Genomic DNA, 21,954 nt, shown 5'->3' with positions numbered 1-21,954 from the left:
TTTCTGCAGGTTTCATTAGTATAAAGAGTGAACCACGAGCAGTATCCTAATAGTGAGCTTTCGGTGAGGGTAGAAACAATGAGTAAAGATACGATAGTAGTCAATGGCGTCTTGTATGACAAACATACTGGTATTCGATTGCGCGAGACGATGCCCGCCAGTCATCATCAGCACCATGCCAGTGCAGTTCACACCCCTGCGCAACATTCACGTACACTAAATCGCCGCTATATCGCATCTCCTACCGTTAAGAGTAACTCGACACCCAAAAAAGTTCGCATCCAGGATGGCAACAGTCAGCACACCATCTCCCGCTTTGCCTCACAGCACCATCCGAAAGCCCCAGTAGTAGTGCACGATATCGCTCCGACTGCTCATCCGCTCCTTTCGGCCACCGAAACACGTCTCTCTGCCAAAAAACTCCCAGTATATACAGTTAAGCCATCTCAGGTTATCAAACAAGAGGCGATCGCCGCCGCCACTGCCGCCATGCAGCCTGCTCACACCAAAAAGCCAGTCAAACCCGTCAAACAGTCGAGTCGTACACGTCGGGTTGTTAGTGTGTTGTCTGGTTCACTGGCCTTACTCCTCCTCGGCGCCTATGTCACGTACCTCAATATGCCCAGCCTCTCTACAAGAGTGGCGGCGGCGCAAGCCGGTATCAACGCCACCTATCCTGGCTATCAACCCTCTGGCTATAGCTTGTCGGGTCCTGTTGCCTATCAAGAGGGGACCGTGAGCATGAAATTTGCCGCCAATGCCGGGCCACAAAGCTACACCATCACTCAGTCTCGTTCAGATTGGGATTCATCCGCCGTCCTAGAAAATTACGTTCGCGAAAAAGCCGGTAGCGACTACACCATATCAACTACTGGAGGGCTAACCATATATTCCTACAATGCCGGGGCAGCCTGGGTCAACGGCGGCATCCTCTATACCATTACGGGCGATGCACCTCTCTCTGCCGATCAAATCGAGCACGTCGCAACGAGTCTTTAGGCTCGCCAGGTAGCCTGCATCTTAGCCCCTTGTCGTGCTATACTACCTGCTATGACTATTCGCACTCGATTTGCACCGAGCCCCACCGGCTATCTGCATGTCGGCGGTATTCGCACCGCCTTATTTGCGTTTCTTGTAGCAAGGCAAGCCGGCGGCCAATTTATTTTGCGCCTCGAAGACACCGACAAGAAACGAGAAGTGCCGGGCAGCGCAGAACATCTGATCGCCAGCCTAAAATCACTTGGACTCCACTATGACGAGGGACCTGATATTGGCGGTCCGTTTGCGCCCTACAAACAATCAGAAAGACTTGAGATATACCGACAGTGGGCTCAAAAACTAATCGACGCCGGACGTGCCTATGCCGACCCCTATACTGCCGACGAAATTCAAGCATTTCGAGACCAGGCAACGGCGCACAAACAGGCGTTTTTGTATCGTCACTATCGTCCCGACAATCCACCCGCCTGGGATGGCACACAGCCGCTTCGCTTTAAGACCGAACCAAAAGCCTATCACTATCACGACGAGGTAATGGGGGATATCACCACCAACTCCGAAGTGGTCGATGATTTTATTCTCATCAAATCAGACGGCTACCCAACATACAACTTTTCGCATATTGTCGACGATGCCGAGATGCAAGTGACACATGTTATCCGTGGCCAAGAGTTTATCAGCAGTATGCCGAACTACCTAGCACTCTACGATGCTCTCGGCTTGACTCATCCGGTATTTGCCCATATGCCTCATATTCTCAACGAGCAGGGCAACAAAAAATTAGGAAAGCGCGATGGCGCCAAAGATGTGCTTGATTATATTCGCGATGGCTATTTGCCCGAAACACTCGACAGTTTCATCGCGACGATGGGGTGGAATGATGGTACTGAGCAGGAAGTATTCACGATGGATGAGTTGATCACAAAATTCAGTCTCGACCGCGTACAACGTAGTGGTGCGCGCTTTGACGAGAAGCGATTACTCTGGATGAATGGACAATTTATTCGCGAACTGCCGCTCGATGATCTTATCAACCGCGTGGAGTATTTTTGGCCAGAGTCGGCCAAAAAACACCCTGAGGACTACAAGCGTAGCGTCCTAGCTCTTGCCCAAGACCGCCTCAAGACGCTCAAAGATCTGCCGATGCTCACCAACTATTTCTTTGAAGATCCGGCCCCTCAGCCACAACTAATTTTAGACAATAAACAGCTCAAAAAATTATCGGCTGATGAGATAAACAATCTGTTGGAACTAGTCAAAACTTCATTTGAAGCCTGTGATGATTGGCAAGCAGGTGCGTTACAGATATGCCTAAATCGGCTTCTCGAACAAACTGGTCAATCACCCGCGGTACTGTTTAGTCTCGTCAGAATCGTCACTACCTGGGCACCGTTTAGCCCACAACTAAACGACACGCTTTCGCTGCTGGGAAGAGAGAGAACCCTTGATCGTCTAGCATTTCGCCTCTAGCGTTAGCATACCCCCCTCTGCTATACTAAGCGTAAGCATGAAACCGACGTATTATGCGCCCGAGCCACACAAAAAAACACCTGCACGCATCATCCAATGGCTCCGAACTCACCGAACTCGCAGTATTGTTCTTGCGGGGGTTGTGAGTATCATACTGGTCGGTGGTGTTGCTGCATTCATGATGTCGCAACAGCCAGCCCAGTCCGATACAACTCCCTCCGCCCCGTCACCATCAAAAAAATCTGCTCCGCCTGTGGTGTATTATTCACCGCTCACAGGTGAGAAAGTTGAGTCCGAGCAGGCGACAAAACAGGCAGTGACAGCAATCATGATTGAAAACAGCCCCGATGCACGCCCACAATCAGGACTCAAATCCGCTGGCGTCGTCTATGAGGCGGTGGCCGAGGGGGGAATCACGCGTTTTTTGGCGCTCTATCAGCAACAAAAACCGACTCTTATCGGGCCCGTACGAAGTGTTCGACTCTATTATGTTGATTGGCTGGCGCCCTACCAGGCAAGTGTTGCACATGTCGGAGGCAGTCAGTACGCGCTCCAAGAAGTCAGAAATGGCTCCTACCGCGATATCGATCAGTTCTTCAATGGCAGTTCTTACTGGCGCGCCAGTGACCGCTACCCACCGCACAACGTATACACAAATTTTGAGCGTCTCGATGCCCTCAATGCCACCAAAGGCTATACGACATCAAACTTCACAAGCTTTCCCAGAGTGGACGGTAAACCTGCAGCGAGTCCAACGGCAAACTCGGTCACTATCAACATCAGCGGCCCTCTCTACAATACAGCGTACACCTACGATGCTACCTCTAACACCTACCTTCGCTCGGTCGCTGGCGGACCAAGTAATGATCGTGAGCTCGGACGCATTGCACCATCAGTGGTAGTGGCAATGAAAGTTGATATGTCACTCGTCTTTGAAGACGGTTACAGAGAAAGTATCACGACGTCGGGAACCGGCAGCGCCGTTGTATTCCAAAATGGCATAGCGACAGAATGTACCTGGCGCAAAAAGAGCAGAAGTAGCCCACTCGAGTTACTCGACGCCTCTGGTCAAGCAGTCCCACTCATTAGGGGTCAAACGTGGATCGCCGCAGTGCCAAATGGTACCGGAGGTGTCTCATGGCAGTAGAGCCCAAAGGGACTTCTCGGCCGCTTATTAAGGCATACTGGCCAAAATACCGAAACACGGCCGTTATGGTGACGCTCGGTATGCAAACCCTCATCGTCATCTGTGTCGCAATGTCGCTCCTTATTGCTGGGTTTTCTAGCACATCGGCAGCCTTTTGGATTGTACTGATTGCCACTTCAGCGAGCACCTTCAGCTTAAACTACATTTTGGTAATGAACCTGCTGATTCCCCTCAAAGACCTCGCCGCAGCACTAACACATGTTTCTGGTGAACCAAGCGACGTTGTGCCACCAAATCCAAACGCAAAACATTTTGAGCGAGATGGTTTCAAGCCGCTCCTGCAGTATATCTATCAGTCGGCAGCCGAAGCGGGTGGTCCTGTCGAGCGACAATCTTCATCCCTATCAGATGACACAACACGTCTCAAGCAAGCCTTTGACCAGACCTCTGCGGGTATTGTTGTACTCGATAGCATGGGACAGATACAGTTCGCCAATAAGCATGCACCTGTTACCCGCACGACCGATAATTCACTTGTTTTGGAGTTGCTATTTGAGAAGGAGGGTGAACTAACACAGTGGCTCAAAGACTGCCATGATACGGCGGTTCATGCCGAAAAATCATGGCTACATATACCGAGTAAAATTGTCGGCGAGGAGGATCGACGAATTTTTGATATCACCGCCACCTACGAAAAGGGGAGTGCGGCCGAGATAGTGATGGTGATGTTTGATCGTACGGATATTTATCAACCAGAAGATGATGAGCTGGATTTCATTGCCTTTGCCGCTCATGAACTACGTGGGCCCATCACTGTAATTCGAGGTTACCTCGACGTGCTGGACATTGAGCTCGGCGCATCACTACAGCCCGACCAAGCAGAGCTTATCAAGCGACTGATTGTTTCGGCAAACCGTCTCAGCGGCTACATCAATAATATCCTCAACGCGTCGAAGTTTGATCGTCGACACATGAAAATCCACCTCGCCGAAGATTCACTTGCCGCTATCTACGACACAATTAGTGACGATATGCGCATGCGCGCTCAGTCTCAACGTCGGCTTCTCTCTGTTACACTACCACAAGACCTTCCAACCGTTGCCGCTGATCGCTCAAGCCTCAGCGAAGTGATGGCCAACTTGATTGACAATGCTCTAAAATATAGCAATGAAGGTGGTGTTGTAACGCTTGGCGCCGCAGTAGAAGGAAACTTCGTCAACGTATGGGTTGAAGACCACGGCATAGGCATCCCTGCAAGTATCGTGGGCAATCTGTTTCACAAGTTTTACCGCAGCCACCGTTCGCGCGAAACAGTCGCCGGGACAGGAATTGGTCTCTACATTTGTAAGGCAATTGTCGAATCCCACGGTGGTACAATAGGAGTGAAAAGTAGCGAAGGCCAAGGGTCTGTCTTTACCTTTACCGTTCCTATTTACGCATCCGTCGCTGACAAACTACAGGCAAACGACCATACCAATGCCAGTCTCATCAATAGCGGGAGCGGTTGGATAAAAAATCATTCAATGTATAAGGGGTAAATCGAGTGGCTATCAAGACTATTTTGTGCATCGAGGACGACAGATTTATCGGCGAAATGTATGTTCGTAGCCTCCAACATGCCGGCTATACTGTCGACTGGATGGTTGATGGCAACGACGGGCTTGTCGCGGCACGCAACCGCCGCTACGACCTCATTCTTCTCGATATTATGCTACCAGAAATGCGCGGAAGTGATATTTTGCGTGCTTTGAGGGGGGAAGGCAAAGACCTTATTCCTGGTACGCATGTCCTCGTTATGACCAACTTTGACCAAGATGAGGAATCCCGTACCGCGATGGAACACGATGTCGATGGATATCTTATCAAGGCAGAAATTACCCCGCGCAAGCTCCTCGAAGTGATTACATCACTTGAGCCCGCGACCCCCGCAAATGGCTAGACAAACACCTCTGTTTTTGCTACGATATAGCAGCATTGGTCCCATCGTCTAACGGTTAGGACACCAGGTTCTCATCCTGGCAATCCGGGTTCGATTCCCGGTGGGATCACCAAGAAAAATCGCTTACCCCGCATGGGTAGGCGATTTTTCTTTGCCGAGTTCTACTCGGAGGAATCAAACCCGTCTCGCGGTTCGCTATTGCCCGGCAGCTTGCTGCGACGGCGCAATATACTCTAGTATTCCCGGTGGGATCACCAGAGAAAAAACATCACCCTACGGTGGTGTTTTTTCTCTGGTTGGTTTCCGTCAGGAAACCGAACCTGGAGGGTTCGATAAACCGACGAAATGAGAGAAAAATCAGCTTGCTTATTTTTCCGAGTGAGGATAGTTTACATCTTTAGATATTCCCGGTGGGATCACCATAAGAGACTTTTCTTTCACAGAAAGGTCTTTTTCTGTATCAGTAAGTCTAATCTTATTATGTTGTGGTCCTTACAGATATGCACTTAGCACTCATATCTAAGCGCCCGCTCGGATACAAACGATCTGTTATGTCAAATTAGGGCTAAACCATCAGGCAATATGAGTTGTAGATAGGCTAAATTTTGACTATACCTCTTGCGGAGTAGAGTGATATAATAAGCAGTAATGAAAAAAAGGGGTGCGGACAAAGAATATGAGGTGATGTCGCAGTTACTCCAAGCTGTTGACATGGCCGTCAAAAGTGGTGTGAAACCAAATATGGTGGCTGATGTATTGATTGATATTGGCTGGCCCGCAGAATTGGTCAATCCAGCAGTTGATGCATGGCTGCAGGTAAATGTCAAGAGAACAGTACAAACTGACTTCAAAACTTGGCTAAAAAAATACCAAAAAAAGGCAACAAAAGGCGTAGTAACTGTAGTTATAGTCACAACGATCAGCGCGGGTATATCACTGCTCAAACCGTGGCCTATGAAGATCATGGCCGATTCAGCATTTGGGTCGATCCCTGCACCTTGGCCGCTGACAGCTTATACTGGTGAGCCCGCACTGATTGCATACACGGCGATAATGTCCATCCTGATATTCCTTTTCGGTGCTGCCTTTAACTGGATTAGTGCGATGCATCTTCAAAAAGTTGCTTTTTCATTGAATCGTTCAATTAAAACCGAGTCTTTTTTACACATATTGCATTTACCACTTTTTCACCAGCAACGCCTGGCAAAAGGTGACTACGTCTATCGTCAAAACGTCGTCACAAATAGTTTATCCGACCTAGTTCTTGACACGACCTCATCTATCATCGGCTCGATCATTATGATAATGGGCGTCTTAGCCATAATGTTTTCGTTTAATCCACGGCTGACCATTGTGTCAGTTGTTCTCATGCCCATGCTATACGTTACGATGAAACTTATTGGTCCGCATCTTGGTAAATACTCGAGACAGTTAACTGAACTTAACAGCAAGACAGCAAGTTCAATCAATGAAGCCGTTGACAATGCCGAGACGGTTCAGACCTTTACGTTGGAAGACAAGCAACTATTGCAGGTTGATAACTACTGGCGAGCCAGCTACGAAGCAAGTCGTAAGAATCTTATTTGGGGTAATCTTTTGGAGAATTCAAACTCATTGCTTGTGATCCTCGCAACGTCGACAGTGATGTATTTTGGTGGCACCGAGGCCATGCAGGGGAAAATGACATTTGGCGAACTTTTCATCTTTATGACGTATATGGGGTACCTACTAGGACCAGTTGAGAACTTAGTCAAAAAGATAACCACACGGTATCAAAAGGAGATTGACGTTAGTCGTATCTATGAGGTGCTAAGCGACCATGAAGGTGTTGAATTTCTAAGAAAGGGTGACCATATTCCTGCGGGCATCCGCCCGGTTATCCAGTTTGACAATGTCTCGTACTCATATGGTGGGAAAGATATATTTAAGAATTTAAATATCACAATCAGAGAGGGCGAAAAGGTAGGAATTATTGGACCAAGTGGCGGTGGAAAAAGCACAGTCTTAAAGCTGCTACCTTTATTTATTGAGCCAGACCAGGGACGTATTTTATTGGGCGGGTACGACACACAGAGTTTCTCTTTGCAAGAATTAAGACGTCAGATCTCTTGGGTGAGCCAGACCCCGCAGCTCTTTAGTGGAACCATCGCAGAAAATATTTATGACGGCGATGTCTACAGGCGGATTACCTCAGAAGAGGTGATGAACGCTGTAGAAGTGTCTAACGTGCTCGAGTTTCTTGTTAAGACACCTCTTGGGATCAATACGCTCGTTGGCGAGAACGGATCTTCTTTGAGCGGTGGTCAGCGACAGCGGGTGGCAATAGCACGTGCACTGATTAAAAATGCTCCTATCCTCTGTTTAGATGAGCCGACCGCCGCCCTCGACGTCAAAAGTGAGAACTATATTCGCGACGCTTTATCGAGAATCGTGACCAACAAAACCGTTCTCATGGTAACCCACCGAAAAGCCCTCTTGTCACTCATGGATACAATTTATGTATTAGACAATGGCACGCTAACCAATGTCAATGAGCTAGGCGGCCTAGATTACTATCTCACCCTACTGGAAGGAATTGCTATTCAGCAAGCAGAGAAGGAAATCGTTGATGAAAAGAGCTATGTTCTTCCAAATGCAGTTGACACCCAAATAGGTATTCAGGATATGGCGGTTCCTGAAGCACGACAGACAAATACCATACAGGTATTTCAAGAGATAGGTTCGTCAGACGTCGAGATGCCTTCAAGGGATGTATTCTTTGTGCCACATAGTAGCGATCAGACTACAGGGCGCTCTTCTGAGACGGACCTAAGTATGTCAGACGAAGTGGTTGTAGAATTCCACCACGAACGACGCGAAGAGTAGAATACCCTTATCGGTCCGGGACCAGACTGTGAAATAACATACCCCAGCTCACATATGTGCTGCTGGGGTATGTAGCCGATCACCAAGCAAGTAAAGGGCTATTGTCTATCTGTGTACTGAACCATACCAATCTCACCGGATGGCAGGGTATTGTCTCCCGTACTGCCCCCTAGACCACCACTTGCGCTATCACTAAATCTTATCTGTTGTCCGGGATGGATCCAGTGAGAGTCGGCGATACCATTTATCTTCGCCAGCGTATGGTAGTCCATGCCGTGTGCCTGTGCGATCTCGCTCAGAGTGTCGCCTTTTTTCACGGTGTAGGTACCCGCGCTTGGAGTACTGGTCAATAGGTCTTCCTTAGGAACACTCCCTCCATCGCCGATGCGTATGATTTGACCTGAGTGAATCAAATTTGGATTGGCGATACCATTTATCTTCGCCAGCGTATGGTAGTCCATGCCGTGTGCCTGTGCGATCTCGCTCAGAGTGTCGCCTTTTTTCACGGTGTAGGTACCGCCAGCGATACTCGCGTTGCTATCCTCAGCAACATCTGTGTTACTCGCAGCAGCTGCACCTTTGTGACTATTCGAAGTACTCTTGTCGCGGCGAGAAGGAGTACTTTCATCGGCTGAGCTGTTAGAATTAGAGTTGCCTGATGAGTTAGACGACGTCACCGCAGGTGTAGCAGGCGTTGCGGGTGTGGCAGATTTTTCTGGACCTGACTCTGAGTCTGATGTTGAGCCCGTTTGGTTATCTGGTTTTACACCCCCCGTCAAGGTATCATCTTCGGTGACGGAGTTATTTGAGATGTTAGTTTGCACATTGCCGTCAGCGGTGCTATCTTTTGGATTCTCTGTAGTATTTGTATTCGGATTTGTTTCTGTGGGCGCGGGTGATGAGCCGCCTGAGGAGGAGCCTGCTGTCGCAGCATAATTAAACGCCTCATCCTTAAATACATCTGGCTTTGGGGTAGCAGCGTAGAGGCCTTGTAGCCTTTTCATCTCTTGCAGGTCTGCATTTATTTCCTCGATAGGGAACGCGTCCGGACGATCTTTCCAAAGCTCAATTTTATTGTTGAGGTCAAATATTTTCAGATCGTATTGAGCGTATAGCGGCAGTTCTTCTTCGGACTGCGCATTTTCCATATTTGTCGCCTCCTTCCACCATGCGAATTTTTCGTCATGTCTCTCTTGCACTCCCTCCGTAATCCCAGCGGCAGGGTTGAAGAAATTTTGATCAAATTCCTCAGCGGCCCCTGGCGTAAGACCCCCATAACTCCTGATAGTTTCAGCCCTGAATATGTCTGCTTCTGTGGGCCGCCTAATGCCCATGAGCTGCGCAACAACCTTTTTATCTCGTTCATCTATAGCACTATTATTTAAATAGTTGTTAATAAGGTCGGCATTATTGTTAAGAGCATAACCATCATCGCTTCCCGAGCCAGGGATTGCATTTCCTATGATCAATTTGCCGGGGATGTCGACACGAAATGCCACATGAGGATTTGGATCGTCCTTCAGCACATAATACTTTACCCCGTATATGTCTACTTCTTTTAGCTCATACGATGTTGGTCCTGTCGGCGTGTTAGGATCATTTGCCTCCTTTTGTAACAATGCTGCATATTCTTGCATGAGCGACACGGCCTTGCTTTGGCTCGTGGAACCTTCCTTTGCGGCTCTGGCCAAAACACTGTCATATGTCGTGGTAGGCCGGGGTAAGCCTGCATATCCAAACGAATCATCATATGCGAAGAATAGGTCGTTTGCCGCTTGGTCTAAATATTTTTGTTCTATTGCCATAATACCCTCCTGTTAGTTAAAGTGAACTTACAAATCTAACTATACTATCTAATCGTGACTACAACAAGAGTGCCGGTATCACATAATTAACTGCGCTTTGCTACGCCCTACTATGCATACGGTATTGCTTTTGTTTGACGTTATCTAAGTATCGGTTCGAACCTCTGTTACAACCTAGCCCTGGACAATCTATCTCCTGCTCTCGATGGCTATTTGGCGATGCCAGTTATAATAGAGCCGAGTACCAGCCAACCTTGTCTGGTACTCGCTGTTCGTTAACAAGTAAAGATCGGCATTCTTGCTGGATAATTCGGCTAACCGTTCAAATGTAAGTATTGTCGTTCGGGTGATGGAGCCTCGTGTGTCAAAGGGGAATGCCCTTCGACTAAAGTATGTCATGGAGTTACGTCCCAAATTCACCCCCATTGTCTGTCTGGAACATAGAGAAGTTAATGCCTAGAAAATCCTGTGCTCGTACCACAAACTGGTGGCCAGCTTGCTGGTTGCGGCGAAGTGAGTACTCAGCGTAAGTAGCTCGTAAGTAATAGTTCAATGAATGACAGCACATACAAACGCGTACCGTCGGAGCGTACGAAGTGAATTGTATCCCCTTCGACGAGCGTACCCGGTACATTAACCTATGGTCGCTCAATGTGTGGACGGAAGCGTTTCCATTTGCTCTCTGGTTTGGTGAGACCTTGACGGCGTAAGGTACGTTTCACACTCGAAAGGCCCACCACACAAACACCTCTACTTTTACAGGGGTGTTTGCGCCGAGTTCTACTCGGAGGAATCGAACCCGTCTTGCAGTTCGCTATTGCCCCGTCACTTGAAGGCTCGGCTTGGCATAAACTAGGTATTCCCATAAGGTCAACCGGAGAATATTCCATCTAGACATTTATCGAAAACTTCACATTAATCAAAAGTTTAGTATAATGATCCTTATATTAACTTAGGGTATTAAAGGAAAAATATGCTTAGAACTAAACTTGTAGCAGCTGCGTTGTCTTTAGCTTTAGTGTTTGTGACATACGCACCAACTACCGCACATGCGTCATCGGCGTGCAATACAATGACTTTCTCGAAAAGCTCAAGCGGTGATTGTGTTCGATATATCCAAACAATGTTAAATGCAATGCAATCAGAAGCCGGCACTTGGAGTGGCAATGGATACAGTGGTGGTTACTACCTAGTTGTTGATGGAAAATTTGGCACAAATACCTACAATAACGTTAAGGTGTTCCAGAGGTGGGTAAACAGTTGGCATAGCTATCAAATGCCAGTTGATGGAATTGTTGGTCCTAAAACATGGGGCAGCTTTTCGGCATACGCATGGCACAATAACATACACACTTATTGGGGTTATACGGCCGACTCGATACCTGGATCAGCGTTGTGGGACTGGTATTAGTACCGTAGATAAAGCCTGATATAACAGAGACAGCACAGCCCAACCCCGTGTCGTCTCTGTTTTTCTTTGTCAACGCGTGGACTGGCTTAGACATTTCATAATTCAATTCGACAATAATTCTTTCATATAACATGAGTGAACCTTGTTGTTGGGAGCGCCAAATAGTACCTGCTATACTGACATAGTGCCACTCAACCTCTCGCAAAAGATGCTCCGTAATGTTCGACTATTTGGCGTCTATAAGGTATTTACAAAGCGTATCTTTCTACCCCTCATCACCATTTATGCAAGCCAGGGAATCGGCCTCAGTATCTCAGAAATAGGCGTTACGGCCGCTGCCGGAAGCGTAGCAAGCATTTTGTTTGAGACAATGACAGGCTATTGAGCGGATATATACGGCCGAAAACGCAGTGCACGTGTCGGTGCGCTGCTTGCGCTTATTGGGACACTCTGCTACATATTCCTACCAAACTTCACTGGTATTTTGCTGGCGTCAGTCATCACTGCAATTGGCTACTCGTTTATGAGTGGCGCTGTTGATGCACTGGTACATGATAGTCTCGTTGTACTCAGCAACGCTAGTGATTATGCAAAGATTGCAGCACGGGCATAGTCACTTAGTCTTATCGTCAACGCAGGAATTATTGCACTTATTCCGCTGCTGTATCCAGTTGACAAACGTTTGCCATTTATAGCAGGCGTGATTGCATACGGCGTTTTATTCGCGATTGCGTCGCTTTTTACCGAGCCGCCCATTACGCATGAAGACAGCATTCAGCACACTTCGTTTTTGCGGGCAATTCGCCAAGTTGTTACTCGACGTACGGTCTGGTCCTTTAGTATTGCGGGACTCGTAATGGCCTTCGCCACTAGTCCGGTTGATTTATACAACCTAAGTTTCGTTGCACTTGGTCTCAACCCGCAATATATGGGACTTCTCTACGCCGCGCCGAGTATCATAGGAGCCGCCTTGGGCTACATTGTCCACCATCTCCGACGCCTTACATTTCAGCAGTACGCCTCTCTCGATATCATAATGAATATCCTCATGATGACTTCAATTGGCTTCTTCAAGTCGTTGCCGCTAGCGATAGCGGCACACGTTATCAATATGGCAATGTGGCGATACCAAAGTATTATGTATCAGCACTATTTGTTAGAATTATTTGGTTCCAGTCGTTACAAGGCCACACTCCTATCGGTCACTAACAATTTCAAACTCATCCACGAGGTGTGGCTAACACTTCTGTTTGCGGGCATAGCACAGCAGATTGGTATCATCGGTGCAGTAGGGCAGGGGGTCTGGATGATAGTGCTGACATGGCCATTTATGCTCATTGCGATAGCCAGATTGAAGCGTATGCAGCTTATCAAAAAGACCATGGATGGTTAGCCTGAGGCAATTTCCGCAACTTCTTCACCAGATGACAGACGCTATGCTATACTTTTCTATGAAAGACGCTTATGCAACCAAGTGGCAAACGAACAGTCATAATTAGTTTTCGATGGGAGTACCTCTTGGGCTGGGGCATCACTATTTTGCTCTGCATCATTCCCGTTGTTCTGTGGCACAACGCCCATCCGCTGAGTTATATCAAGCGACCCGAGCAAGTGATGCTAGCGCTAGGGCAAGTGACAGGGCTTATCGGCACCGTCATGTACGCGCTTAACCTTCTTTATGCAACGAGGTTGCGTTTCCTCGAGTATTTGTTTGGTGGGCTCAACCGAGTATATATCGCACATCACCTCTTGGGCGGTCTAGCCCTTATCATGCTGTCATTTCATCCACTCATGCTAGCGCTTCGATTTGTTTCGACCGACATCAAGCAGGCAGCACTTCTCCTTGTACCAAACGGTATTTTCCCACTTCAAGCGTTATTTGATGACAATCATATTTTTCACCAATCAGTGCTGCAACAATGGGCAATCTTTTTTGGCATCATCGCATTTTGGGGCATGGTAGCCCTACTGCTGATCACATTTTTCATTAAACTACCGTATAGATTCTGGCTATTTACTCATAAGTTTCTGGGCGTAGCGTTTGCCATTTCCGCCCTGCATATTTTGTTTATCAGCAGTGACGTCGCGAAATTGCCTGGCTTGCGCTGGTATATGCTTGCGATCGTCATTATGGGGACAGCTGCTTTTGTCTACAAATCACTACTGGGACGCATCCTCATCCGACGCTACCGCTATATCGTCCGCGATGTTACTGTTGTCGCTGGGAATGTCGTGCAAATCAAGCTTGAACCCGTCGGGCAACCGATATCCTACAAGCCCGGTCAGTTTGTGTTTATGCGCTTCATCGGAGCTGGTGCGGGAATCTCTAAGGAATGGCATCCATTTTCGATTAGTTCAAATCCAAAAGATAGTGCGCTCGAGATCAGTATCAAAGGTCTCGGGGATTATACCAACAAACTGACAGCCCTCAAAGCCGGGACACATGCCGATATCGAGGGCGCCTACGGACGTTTCAGTTACGTCAATTACAAGAACACTCAGCAAATTTGGATTGCTGGCGGGATAGGTATAACGCCTTTTCTGTCGATGTCAAAGGATATCGTGGGCAGTAATGCACATGCCGACCTATACTATTCGGTCAAAACCGAATCCGAGCTTATCAACTGGGATATGCTCTCCGAGCAAGCCGTTGGCGCACCGAACAATTTGCGTATTATTCCCTTTATTGGCGATAAGCAACCGAGCTATCTCAGCGTTGATTTTATTGCCGAGAACAGTGGGGGATTGGAGGGAAAGGACTTCTACATCTGTGGACCACCTCCCATGATGCAATCTCTCAAGAAGCAGCTGAGAGCACGTGGTGTTCCTGCCACAAGTATTCATAGCGAAGAATTTGGAATGTCATAGGAGGTAGATGTATGTGGCTAAAGAAACTTGTTGCCGTCAGTATGATTATCACTCTCGTCGGGATGAACGGCATCGCTATCGCTGGTATCTTCGCTCCATCGAAGAGTGGTAGGGAGCTCAGCGCAACGCAGCAAGCTTCTTTGGCGATACCAGTTATTACCTTTTCGGCACAACCTCAACAAGTGGCGACTGGTTCGTTTAGTAGTCTGACGTGGTCTGTCGAGGGTACCGTCGATAGTTGCCGTGGGGAAGGATCATGGGAGGGCCAAAAGACAGCTTTTGGCAGCCAAAGCACGGGTCGGCTCGCAAAAGAAGGTATCTTCACATATGCTCTTATCTGCAAAAATGCAGCAGGAGAGGCCAAACAAACTGTCACCGTAACAGTTAAAACTGGTGCTGTTTCTCCACCCACAACGCCCACAGCCCCATCATCGCCTGGTACTCCAACCGTTACCTACTGCAACGGGGCAAGCAGCTGCTACGGACCGCGCGAGGTTGCTGCACACAATTCCAGCGGCAACTGTTGGGGATATAACGGTAATCGCGTCATCAATATTTCTGGATTTGATGCGGCATTTCATCGTGCTAAGAGTGGCATCTCAAGCATAGAAGTAGGTGGTGTATGCGGTACGAACCTTGCAAATGCCCTAGGGGGTAGTGTCGGTGCCGAAGGCCAGACAAGAAACCATAGCAACGCCAGTAAATCAAACGCTGAACGCAATATGACATCATTCTTTATTGGATACTACGATGCAAAAAAACCATAACCACTCGCGTCGGCATACTACTGGACTCTCTCGATTCTCTCAGGTGTTTTTTGTCATCTCTCTTCTCTTGTGCATTACTTCTTTTACAGTACTAAGTGTTAGTTATCGAATCACACACCCAACAATTGCCGGGCCTAGTTTTCACGGGTTAACACTTGGCTCACCGGTGCGAAGTGGGGTGGTAGAGATCACTGTGACTAAGGTCACCCAAACCCAAGGCAAAGCCCCCTACGCCGCACCGACGGGTAAACATTTCGAGGTTATCGATCTTTTGATCCTCAATACAGGCGCTACCCCTATCACAATCACCCCGACAAATGATACCTATCTGAAGTCTGCCGATGGGACAGTTGCCTTTGTTACCCCCTCCGTTCTTGATACCCCACTCCGAGCAGGCACGTTGCTTCCAGGGGAACGAATCAACGGCCAGCTCAGTTATCTCGTGTCTGATACCATACCCTTCTGGCTTTACATCGAGTCAGATTGGAGTGGCGGAGCAATGAAATTCTTGTTACACTGATACTAATAAGCTAAAGGGGAATCATACTAGTGCCACTGGATCCATTTGTTGCTAAGATCAAGACACCACTTGATTCCAAACCGCCAAGGTTCCGTCTGCCGAAGCTCAGCCCGAAGGCAGTGAAGCTCCTGATTGCTGTTGCCTCAGCAATAATGATTATTAGTATGGTTTCGTTTGCTATATTTAGTTATCTCAGTACCAACAAGGAGTTTAGTAAAGACCATGGTCTCACCGCAAATGACCAAGAGGCACTTCAAGAAGAAGCCAAAAAAAGCGATGCAGCAAATCCAGGTGGAAATGTAGAGCAGGGAAAGGGTGGGACATCGGGCACTAATCCGCCAGTCGTCACTCTTACTGCCGATCCCGCGTCAGTGGTAACTGGTGGAAAAAGTAGGCTAAAGTGGAGCGTTACCAATAATCCTAAGGAATGTATCGCCAGCGACGATTGGTCGGGAGCCCGGGCTGCTTCTGGCGAAGAAGACACTCCAGCGCTGACGACCGTCCAAACCTACCTCTTTACGCTCACCTGTAAGACCGATACTGGGACGGGGTTTGCAACTGTCGGTGTAGGGTCGATGTCCCGTACCGTCACAGGAAATGCAGCTCGCGCGCCCATCGTGACGATAGCGCCTACTGATAGCTGGGTGTATACCGGCAGCTCGACGCAAATTATTTGGTCAACGACCAGTAGCCCCACCAGCTGCACAGCCAGTGGTGATTGGAGTGGTACCAAAAGTGGCGACGGTAGTATCTCGACAGGCTCACTTACTCAAACACGCAATTATACCTACACGCTCAAGTGTTCAAACGCAGCTGGTTCCAGCTCAGCAACAACTACCGTCGAGGCGCGTACGCCGCCAGCAGATATTCCTATTGTTACAATCGCCGCCACTCCACCTGGGCCTATTGTTCCTGGCGCTAGTACCACACTCTCGTGGTCTGTAAGCAATGCTCCGACCAGTTGTGTTGCAAGCGGTGACTGGTCAGGCGCAAAAGCAGCGAGTGGATCACAAGTCATGGCAGGACTGAGCACAATAAAAACCTACCTATTTACATTAACCTGCAGCAATGCCGCCGGAGGAACCTTTGACACCGCAGCGCTGCAGGTAATCCCAAATCCCCCCGATGTCTCGATCACCGTTAGCCCTTCTCCCATCTATACACGTGCGACATCAACCATCTCGTGGTCATCGACCAATAATCCCACGAGTTGTACAGCAACTGGCGCTTGGAGCGGCGCGAAAACAGCGAGTGGATCGCTTAATACAGGGACGATGAATTCGGCGGGCAACTATCTATACGAGCTTCAGTGCAGTAACCAGGGAGGGACAAGCGCAAAACGAAGCACAACACTGGTTGTTTCATTGCCGCCAAAACCCGTTGTCAACTTATCAGCAAGCCCTATATCGGTCACGATAGGCGGTTCATCCAACCTCACTTGGTCGACGACCAACACGCCGCTGAGCTGTAATGCGAGTGGTGACTGGTCGGGAGCAAAAGCAGCGAGCGGCTCAGTAAGTACTGGTGGTCTCGGTACGATCCGCACCTACAACTACACCCTTGATTGTAATAATGACGGAGGAACGGGGAGCGCAAGTACAAGCGTCACAGTAAGTAACGGCACTTCCTCGAATCCCCCCGCAGTATCGATTACCGCCTCACCAACAACAATTGCCACGGGCGCAGCTAGCACGCTCACATGGTCTGCCACAAATGCACCCACTAGTTGTACAAGTAGCGGTTCCTGGAGCGGTAGCCAAAGCGCTAATGGCTCAGCAAGCACGGGAGCAATTGGAACTGCCGGTACCTATACCTACACACTAACGTGCACAAACTCCTCAGGCTCTGGGAGTGGTTCTGCAACCGTTACAGTCGTAACCCCTCCTGCTATAAGTATCTCTGTTTCGCCATCCAGTATTACAACAGGTGGAAGTGCTACGGTATCGTGGAGCGTAGCCAATAGCCCCACCAGCTGCACAGCTGGTGGCAACTGGTCTGGTAGCAAAGCAGCCAGCGGATCACAGTCTACCGGCGCCGTATCACCGGCAGGCACCTACGTGTATTCACTTAGCTGCTCAAACGCTGGTGGTACCACATCAAACAGCACCAACCTTACCGTAAGTGACCCCGCACCAGTGTATTGCGGCGGACTAACGCCTTGCTATGGACCGACCGATCTCGCCGCACACAGTACCATTGGCAACTGTTGGGGTTGGAACACTACCTGGGTTGTCAACATCACAAGCTTCCGGCCAACACACAAGGGAGGCATTAAATCTGGCTCCACCTCTACACTTGAGAACACTTCTGCCACATGTAATCACAGTATCAATACGATTCTTAGAGGTACCGCAAGCATACCAGGTTATCAGGATAGCGGCGGAGCAACTACTCACGCGCACGGCAGTGCCACCATCAACAATTCTGCTAGCAGCCTCTTACTCGGGTACCGTGTGGGGTATTATGATGCAACCAAACCATAAAAGGAGATGTGATGCGTAAACTATTTCACAAAAAACACACCACCCCCGCTGAGTTCATTGCGGATGAAGTAGGCGAATTAAAAAAAGAATATGGTCGTTTTCGTCGCTTTACCGATGAGAATAGTCTCCTTATGGGAACACTGGTGCTTGGCATTGCCGCTCTAGTGGTCATCAATACGCTTTTTTGGGTAGAAGTCACCAAACAAAACGAGAGCAAACTACGAGCTGTCGCCGTTTCGGCCGCGACGACGCATGTCACAAAAACTCTCGACCCTACATTCAACAGTGCATTTGAGGCATCGGTCAGGGACGTCACCATAAATAGTGCCGAAGACCCCGCTTTCGGAGTCGAAGAAGGCAAAACAATGCTCATCATGAGTTTTACGATTACCAATCGTACTTCTACGGCGAAGCCGTTTATTCCCGTCAACCAGTTGTTTGTCCGAACCCCCGAGGGAGAATACTCGGCACTCCACGCTTCAATGCATGTTAAGAATCCCATCGCCGCCCAGGACCTCGCACCGGGAGCAACAGCTACGGGACAGATCAGCTTTGCCGTTCCAAAAAAAGCTGACACATTGCTGCTCTATGTCGATACGAGCTGGGATAATACCACACCACTTGTAATCGATGTGCTCCACTAAATGACCCAGCTTACTCCTGTTACCCAACAACTCATTGATGCTATAGAGCGAGCAGTTCGAGCGGCTCATGATAGTGGCAATAAGGTTCTTCTGCTGCTGCCGGGTGGTTCGGCGAGCCAGGCTATAGAACCACTTTTTAGGGCACTTCTGCCATATCAGCATAGTCTGACAATCACCCTGAGCGATGAACGCTACGTACCCATCAAGGATAACCACTCAAACTGGCAGGCGGTCTCGCGCTCCGCGCACCTCTTGCCAGAAGCATCCTTTGTGCCCGTACTCTCAGGGGGTAGCCGCCAGCAGGACAGCCAGGCATTTTCAGCGTTTCTCGAGCATCAGCACCAATTAGGTGCAACCATCGTCGCACTTCTTGGTATTGGAGAAGATGGGCACATTGCCGGTATCAAACCCAGTTCACCCGCCTGCCATAGCGATAACGCAGCAAGTGATTATGAAGCTGCGGACTTTGAGCGTATTACGATCTCAGGAGCATTTTTTTCGTCGATCGATCACGCCTTTGTCTATACGAAAGGTGCCGCTAAAGCAGCCGTTCTCGATCAATTCAACAGTCTCGCTCAGCCGGCCGATACATTCCCGGTCGAATTTTTGCGAACTACAAAACACTACGAGGTATATCTAGATAAGGAGGGAGGGACAATGAAAATCGGCTTTGTCGGATTAGGAAAAATGGGGAGTCAAATCGTCGAAAAGCTACTGGGAGCGGGACACTCCATCGTTGTCTTCGATGTCAATTCTAGCGCTGTCGCCGCCTGCGCCGAAAAAGGAGCAGAGGCCGCCTCGTCGCGCGAGGAACTTGTGGCAGCCCTGGGTGATACCCCCATCATCTGGCTGATGATTCCCTCAGACTATGTTGAGCAAGAAGTTGCCGCCTACAAAACCCTCCTTCCCGCAGGGAGTATGCTGATCGACGGTGGCAATTCAAACTTTCACGACACTCTTCGACGCGCCGATGACCTGCGTGATCACCAGATACGGTACGTTGATGCCGGCACGAGTGGTGGCATCATGGGCCTTGAAAACGGGTTTAGCCTCATGGTGGGCGGCGAGCAAGCCGCTGTTCAAACACTCTCGCCACTGTTTGAGGTGCTATCTATGCCGCGCGGACGCTGGATTCATACCGGTACTCCCGGAAGCGGGCACTATGTCAAAATGATACACAATGGTATCGAATACGCTCTGATGCAAAGTTACGCCGAAGGATATGACCTCTTGAAATATGGCGAGATACCTGGTCTCAACCTCGCAGAAATTGCTCACGTTTGGCAGGGTGGTAGTATTATTGCTTCTTCGCTCAACGAGCTTATAGAGCAGTTACTCTCAGAAAATCCTGAGCTAGAGGGTATTGATGGCTACGTCGCTGACTCAGGCGAAGGTCGTTGGACCTACGAAACTGCTGAGGCGGCTCAAGTACCGATGCCGGCGCTCCGTGAAGCACTCGCAGTACGGCAAGCTAGCCAAGAGGGGCACCATACTTTTGCCACTAAATTACTTGCAGGGCTACGCAATAAGTTTGGCGGTCATGCGATAAACCACGAGGAAAAATAGATGGGTAGTAATTCTCACTTACAAACGCTCTCAAACCCCACCACGCTTGTTATCTTTGGTGCTTCAGGAAACCTTGCTCAAATCAAGCTTTTTCCTGCACTCTACGAGCTCTTGGCCTATGGGCATTTGCCAGAGCGCCTGAGTATCGTCGCGATCTTCCGACAGTCAAGTGCGGCACTCGATACCGTCATGAGTCAAGTTGAGGTGACAATGCTACGACAACACCGCGAATGTGACCCCGCAATTTTGGCGCGTCTCAAATCACTAATCCGACCAATTATCATGGATAGTACAAACCAAGAAGACTACTATCGACTCCGTGATATGCTTGACGGCATAGATCACGAATTCAGTGTTGCCCATCAGCGAATCTTCTACCTGGCCATTCCACCGAGTATCTTTAAGCCAGTTATCGCGTGCCTCGGCGCGGCCGAACTTAACAAGGAGTATGATGGTGTCGCCCGACGCATTTTCATCGAAAAACCTTTCGGCAGTGATCTTGCATCAGCAAGAGATCTGATTGACTCAATCAAAACACACTTCGAGGAACATCAAATTTACCGCATCGACCACTACTTGGCGAAAGAAACAGTCCAAAATATCCTGACGTTCCGCTTCCAAAACCCGCTCATTCGCAGTATTTGGAACCGCGATGGGATTGACTATATTCACATCCGCGCCCTCGAGAAAATTGATATCGAGGGGCGAAGCGACTTCTATGAGAGTCTTGGTGCACTTCGAGACTTACTGCAAAGTCATTTGTTGCAACTAATGGCACTCATCATGATGGATGCGCCAACTGCCATGGAAAGTCACGCTATCCATGAGCAAAAAAATGCGCTGCTCGGTGCCATCAAACTACCCACCGAACCGATTGACGAGTTTGCAAACCGTGGACAATACCAAGGCTATCGGGAAGAGGTGAATAACCCTGAATCGCAGGTTGAGACCTACGCCATAGTAAAACTTGGTGTTGACCTCCCCGAATGGCACGGCGTTCCCGTGGTATTAGAGACGGGCAAAGCACTCGATCACAAAGACACCTCGATCGAAGTAGTCTTTCGGGACCGGCACAATATTGATAGCGGACGAAACACTCTCACCATCCACGTACAACCAGATGAAGGCATTGAACTGCAGCTCACCGCAAAGTCACCCGGCTTTGGCTATGAAACACGGCCAGTATCGATGAACTTCTCCTACAATACGGCCTTCGAGGGTAAGAATCCGGAAGCCTACGAACGAGTACTTTTTGACGCGATTGCTGGCGACCAAACGCTCTTTTCGACAAGTGCAGAAGTTCTGGCGTGCTGGGAAATCCTCGAGCCCATCATCCAAACATGGCGTAATCACAATTCTATACCCGAATCCTACACAAAGGGCAGCGAAGGCCCAGTAGGCGGTATCGGTATCCGAAAGAGCGTAACAACCTAATATGCACAACAACACTGGAAGTGGTATACAAAAATT

General features: G+C 48.9%; 18 protein-coding genes and 1 tRNA gene. 18 read left to right on the top strand and 1 reads right to left on the bottom strand.

Features of this window, described 5'->3' with window-relative positions:
* The first annotated feature begins 78 nt into the window (after window positions 1-78).
* The 7 genes from L336_RS04405 (at window position 79) to L336_RS04375 (ending at window position 8,420) form a co-directional block, all read left to right on the top strand.
* The gene (locus tag L336_RS04405) at window positions 79-999 is read left to right on the top strand and encodes a hypothetical protein (protein WP_015642014.1); all 921 of its coding nucleotides are present in this window, start codon (window positions 79-81) and stop codon (window positions 997-999) included.
* A 51-nt stretch (window positions 1,000-1,050) separates the two neighbouring features.
* Window positions 1,051-2,469 (top strand): glutamate--tRNA ligase, encoded by a 1,419-nt coding sequence (gene gltX, locus L336_RS04400; RefSeq protein WP_015642013.1) that lies wholly within the window; start codon window positions 1,051-1,053, stop codon window positions 2,467-2,469.
* A gap of 37 nt (window positions 2,470-2,506) precedes the next feature.
* On the top strand, window positions 2,507-3,616 hold the full coding sequence (locus L336_RS04395) for a DUF3048 domain-containing protein (protein ID WP_015642012.1): 1,110 nt from the start codon (window positions 2,507-2,509) through the stop codon (window positions 3,614-3,616).
* Complete coding sequence (locus L336_RS04390) at window positions 3,607-5,154, top strand: PAS domain-containing sensor histidine kinase (RefSeq protein WP_015642011.1); 1,548 nt, start codon at window positions 3,607-3,609, stop codon at window positions 5,152-5,154. Before L336_RS04395 ends, L336_RS04390 begins: the two co-directional genes overlap by 10 nt.
* Window positions 5,155-5,159: 5 nt before the next feature.
* Window positions 5,160-5,555, top strand: a complete 396-nt coding sequence (locus L336_RS04385) for a response regulator transcription factor (protein ID WP_015642010.1) — start codon at window positions 5,160-5,162, stop codon at window positions 5,553-5,555.
* A gap of 37 nt (window positions 5,556-5,592) precedes the next feature.
* Window positions 5,593-5,667 (top strand) — tRNA-Glu (locus L336_RS04380).
* A gap of 536 nt (window positions 5,668-6,203) precedes the next feature.
* The gene (locus L336_RS04375) at window positions 6,204-8,420 is read left to right on the top strand and encodes an ABC transporter ATP-binding protein (protein ID WP_015642009.1); all 2,217 of its coding nucleotides are present in this window, start codon (window positions 6,204-6,206) and stop codon (window positions 8,418-8,420) included.
* Window positions 8,421-8,518: 98 nt separating this feature from the next.
* Here the strand turns inward: L336_RS04375 and L336_RS05720 are convergent, their stop codons facing one another.
* A complete protein-coding gene (locus tag L336_RS05720; RefSeq protein WP_015642008.1) occupies window positions 8,519-10,225 on the bottom strand; it encodes a LysM peptidoglycan-binding domain-containing protein in 1,707 nt (568 codons plus the stop codon).
* Window positions 10,226-11,198: 973 nt separating this feature from the next.
* Between L336_RS05720 and L336_RS06045 the strand changes: the two genes are divergently transcribed.
* The 11 genes from L336_RS06045 to zwf all read left to right on the top strand — a co-directional run bounded on the left by L336_RS06045 (window position 11,199) and on the right by zwf (window position 21,918).
* Window positions 11,199-11,636, top strand: a complete 438-nt coding sequence (locus L336_RS06045; protein ID WP_015642006.1) for a peptidoglycan-binding domain-containing protein — start codon at window positions 11,199-11,201, stop codon at window positions 11,634-11,636.
* Between the two features lie 184 nt (window positions 11,637-11,820).
* Window positions 11,821-12,021, top strand: a complete 201-nt coding sequence (locus tag L336_RS04360) for a hypothetical protein (RefSeq protein ID WP_041191364.1) — start codon at window positions 11,821-11,823, stop codon at window positions 12,019-12,021.
* 99 nt (window positions 12,022-12,120) lie between these two features.
* On the top strand, window positions 12,121-12,249 hold the full coding sequence (locus L336_RS06015; RefSeq protein ID WP_015642004.1) for a hypothetical protein: 129 nt from the start codon (window positions 12,121-12,123) through the stop codon (window positions 12,247-12,249).
* Between the two features lie 87 nt (window positions 12,250-12,336).
* A complete protein-coding gene (locus L336_RS04355) occupies window positions 12,337-13,029 on the top strand; it encodes a hypothetical protein (RefSeq protein WP_041191362.1) in 693 nt (230 codons plus the stop codon).
* A gap of 71 nt (window positions 13,030-13,100) precedes the next feature.
* Window positions 13,101-14,504, top strand: a complete 1,404-nt coding sequence (locus L336_RS04350; protein WP_015642002.1) for a ferredoxin reductase family protein — start codon at window positions 13,101-13,103, stop codon at window positions 14,502-14,504.
* An 11-nt stretch (window positions 14,505-14,515) separates the two neighbouring features.
* Window positions 14,516-15,271, top strand: coding sequence for a hypothetical protein (locus tag L336_RS04345; protein ID WP_015642001.1), 756 nt, complete (start codon window positions 14,516-14,518; stop codon window positions 15,269-15,271).
* Window positions 15,255-15,791, top strand: coding sequence for a DUF4352 domain-containing protein (locus L336_RS06010; RefSeq protein WP_015642000.1), 537 nt, complete (start codon window positions 15,255-15,257; stop codon window positions 15,789-15,791). Before L336_RS04345 ends, L336_RS06010 begins: the two co-directional genes overlap by 17 nt.
* Before the next feature lie 29 nt (window positions 15,792-15,820).
* A complete protein-coding gene (locus tag L336_RS04335) occupies window positions 15,821-18,274 on the top strand; it encodes a hypothetical protein (RefSeq protein ID WP_015641999.1) in 2,454 nt (817 codons plus the stop codon).
* An 11-nt stretch (window positions 18,275-18,285) separates the two neighbouring features.
* Window positions 18,286-18,918: a DUF4352 domain-containing protein gene (locus tag L336_RS04330; protein WP_015641998.1), complete on the top strand. Its 633-nt coding sequence runs from the start codon at window positions 18,286-18,288 to the stop codon at window positions 18,916-18,918.
* Entirely contained in the window at window positions 18,919-20,484 is a 1,566-nt protein-coding gene (locus L336_RS05710; RefSeq protein ID WP_015641997.1) for an NADP-dependent phosphogluconate dehydrogenase, read from the top strand.
* Window positions 20,485-21,918, top strand: a complete 1,434-nt coding sequence (gene zwf, locus L336_RS04320; protein WP_015641996.1) for a glucose-6-phosphate dehydrogenase — start codon at window positions 20,485-20,487, stop codon at window positions 21,916-21,918.
* Window positions 21,919-21,954 lie beyond the last annotated feature (36 nt).

The organism is Candidatus Saccharimonas aalborgensis (genome assembly GCF_000392435.1).
In the GTDB taxonomy this organism is placed as follows: Bacteria; Patescibacteriota; Saccharimonadia; order Saccharimonadales; family Saccharimonadaceae; genus Saccharimonas; species Saccharimonas aalborgensis.
The sequence above is the reverse complement of the archived record's forward strand: the minus strand, read 5'-3'. Positions and strand labels throughout refer to the sequence as shown.

Excerpts from the sequence above, each read along its gene's own strand:
- L336_RS04405 (WP_015642014.1), top strand. The coding sequence starts at position 79 with ATGAGTAAAGATACGATAGTAGTCAATGGCGTCTTGTATGACAAACAT.
- gltX (WP_015642013.1), top strand. The coding sequence starts at position 1,051 with ATGACTATTCGCACTCGATTTGCACCGAGCCCCACCGGCTATCTGCAT.
- L336_RS04395 (WP_015642012.1), top strand. The coding sequence starts at position 2,507 with ATGAAACCGACGTATTATGCGCCCGAGCCACACAAAAAAACACCTGCA.
- L336_RS04390 (WP_015642011.1), top strand. The coding sequence starts at position 3,607 with ATGGCAGTAGAGCCCAAAGGGACTTCTCGGCCGCTTATTAAGGCATAC.
- L336_RS04375 (WP_015642009.1), top strand. The coding sequence starts at position 6,204 with ATGAAAAAAAGGGGTGCGGACAAAGAATATGAGGTGATGTCGCAGTTA.
- L336_RS05720 (WP_015642008.1), bottom strand. The coding sequence starts at position 10,225 with ATGGCAATAGAACAAAAATATTTAGACCAAGCGGCAAACGACCTATTC.
- L336_RS06045 (WP_015642006.1), top strand. The coding sequence starts at position 11,199 with ATGCTTAGAACTAAACTTGTAGCAGCTGCGTTGTCTTTAGCTTTAGTG.
- L336_RS04350 (WP_015642002.1), top strand. The coding sequence starts at position 13,101 with ATGCAACCAAGTGGCAAACGAACAGTCATAATTAGTTTTCGATGGGAG.
- L336_RS04345 (WP_015642001.1), top strand. The coding sequence starts at position 14,516 with ATGTGGCTAAAGAAACTTGTTGCCGTCAGTATGATTATCACTCTCGTC.
- L336_RS06010 (WP_015642000.1), top strand. The coding sequence starts at position 15,255 with ATGCAAAAAAACCATAACCACTCGCGTCGGCATACTACTGGACTCTCT.
- L336_RS04330 (WP_015641998.1), top strand. The coding sequence starts at position 18,286 with ATGCGTAAACTATTTCACAAAAAACACACCACCCCCGCTGAGTTCATT.
- L336_RS05710 (WP_015641997.1), top strand. The coding sequence starts at position 18,919 with ATGACCCAGCTTACTCCTGTTACCCAACAACTCATTGATGCTATAGAG.
- zwf (WP_015641996.1), top strand. The coding sequence starts at position 20,485 with ATGGGTAGTAATTCTCACTTACAAACGCTCTCAAACCCCACCACGCTT.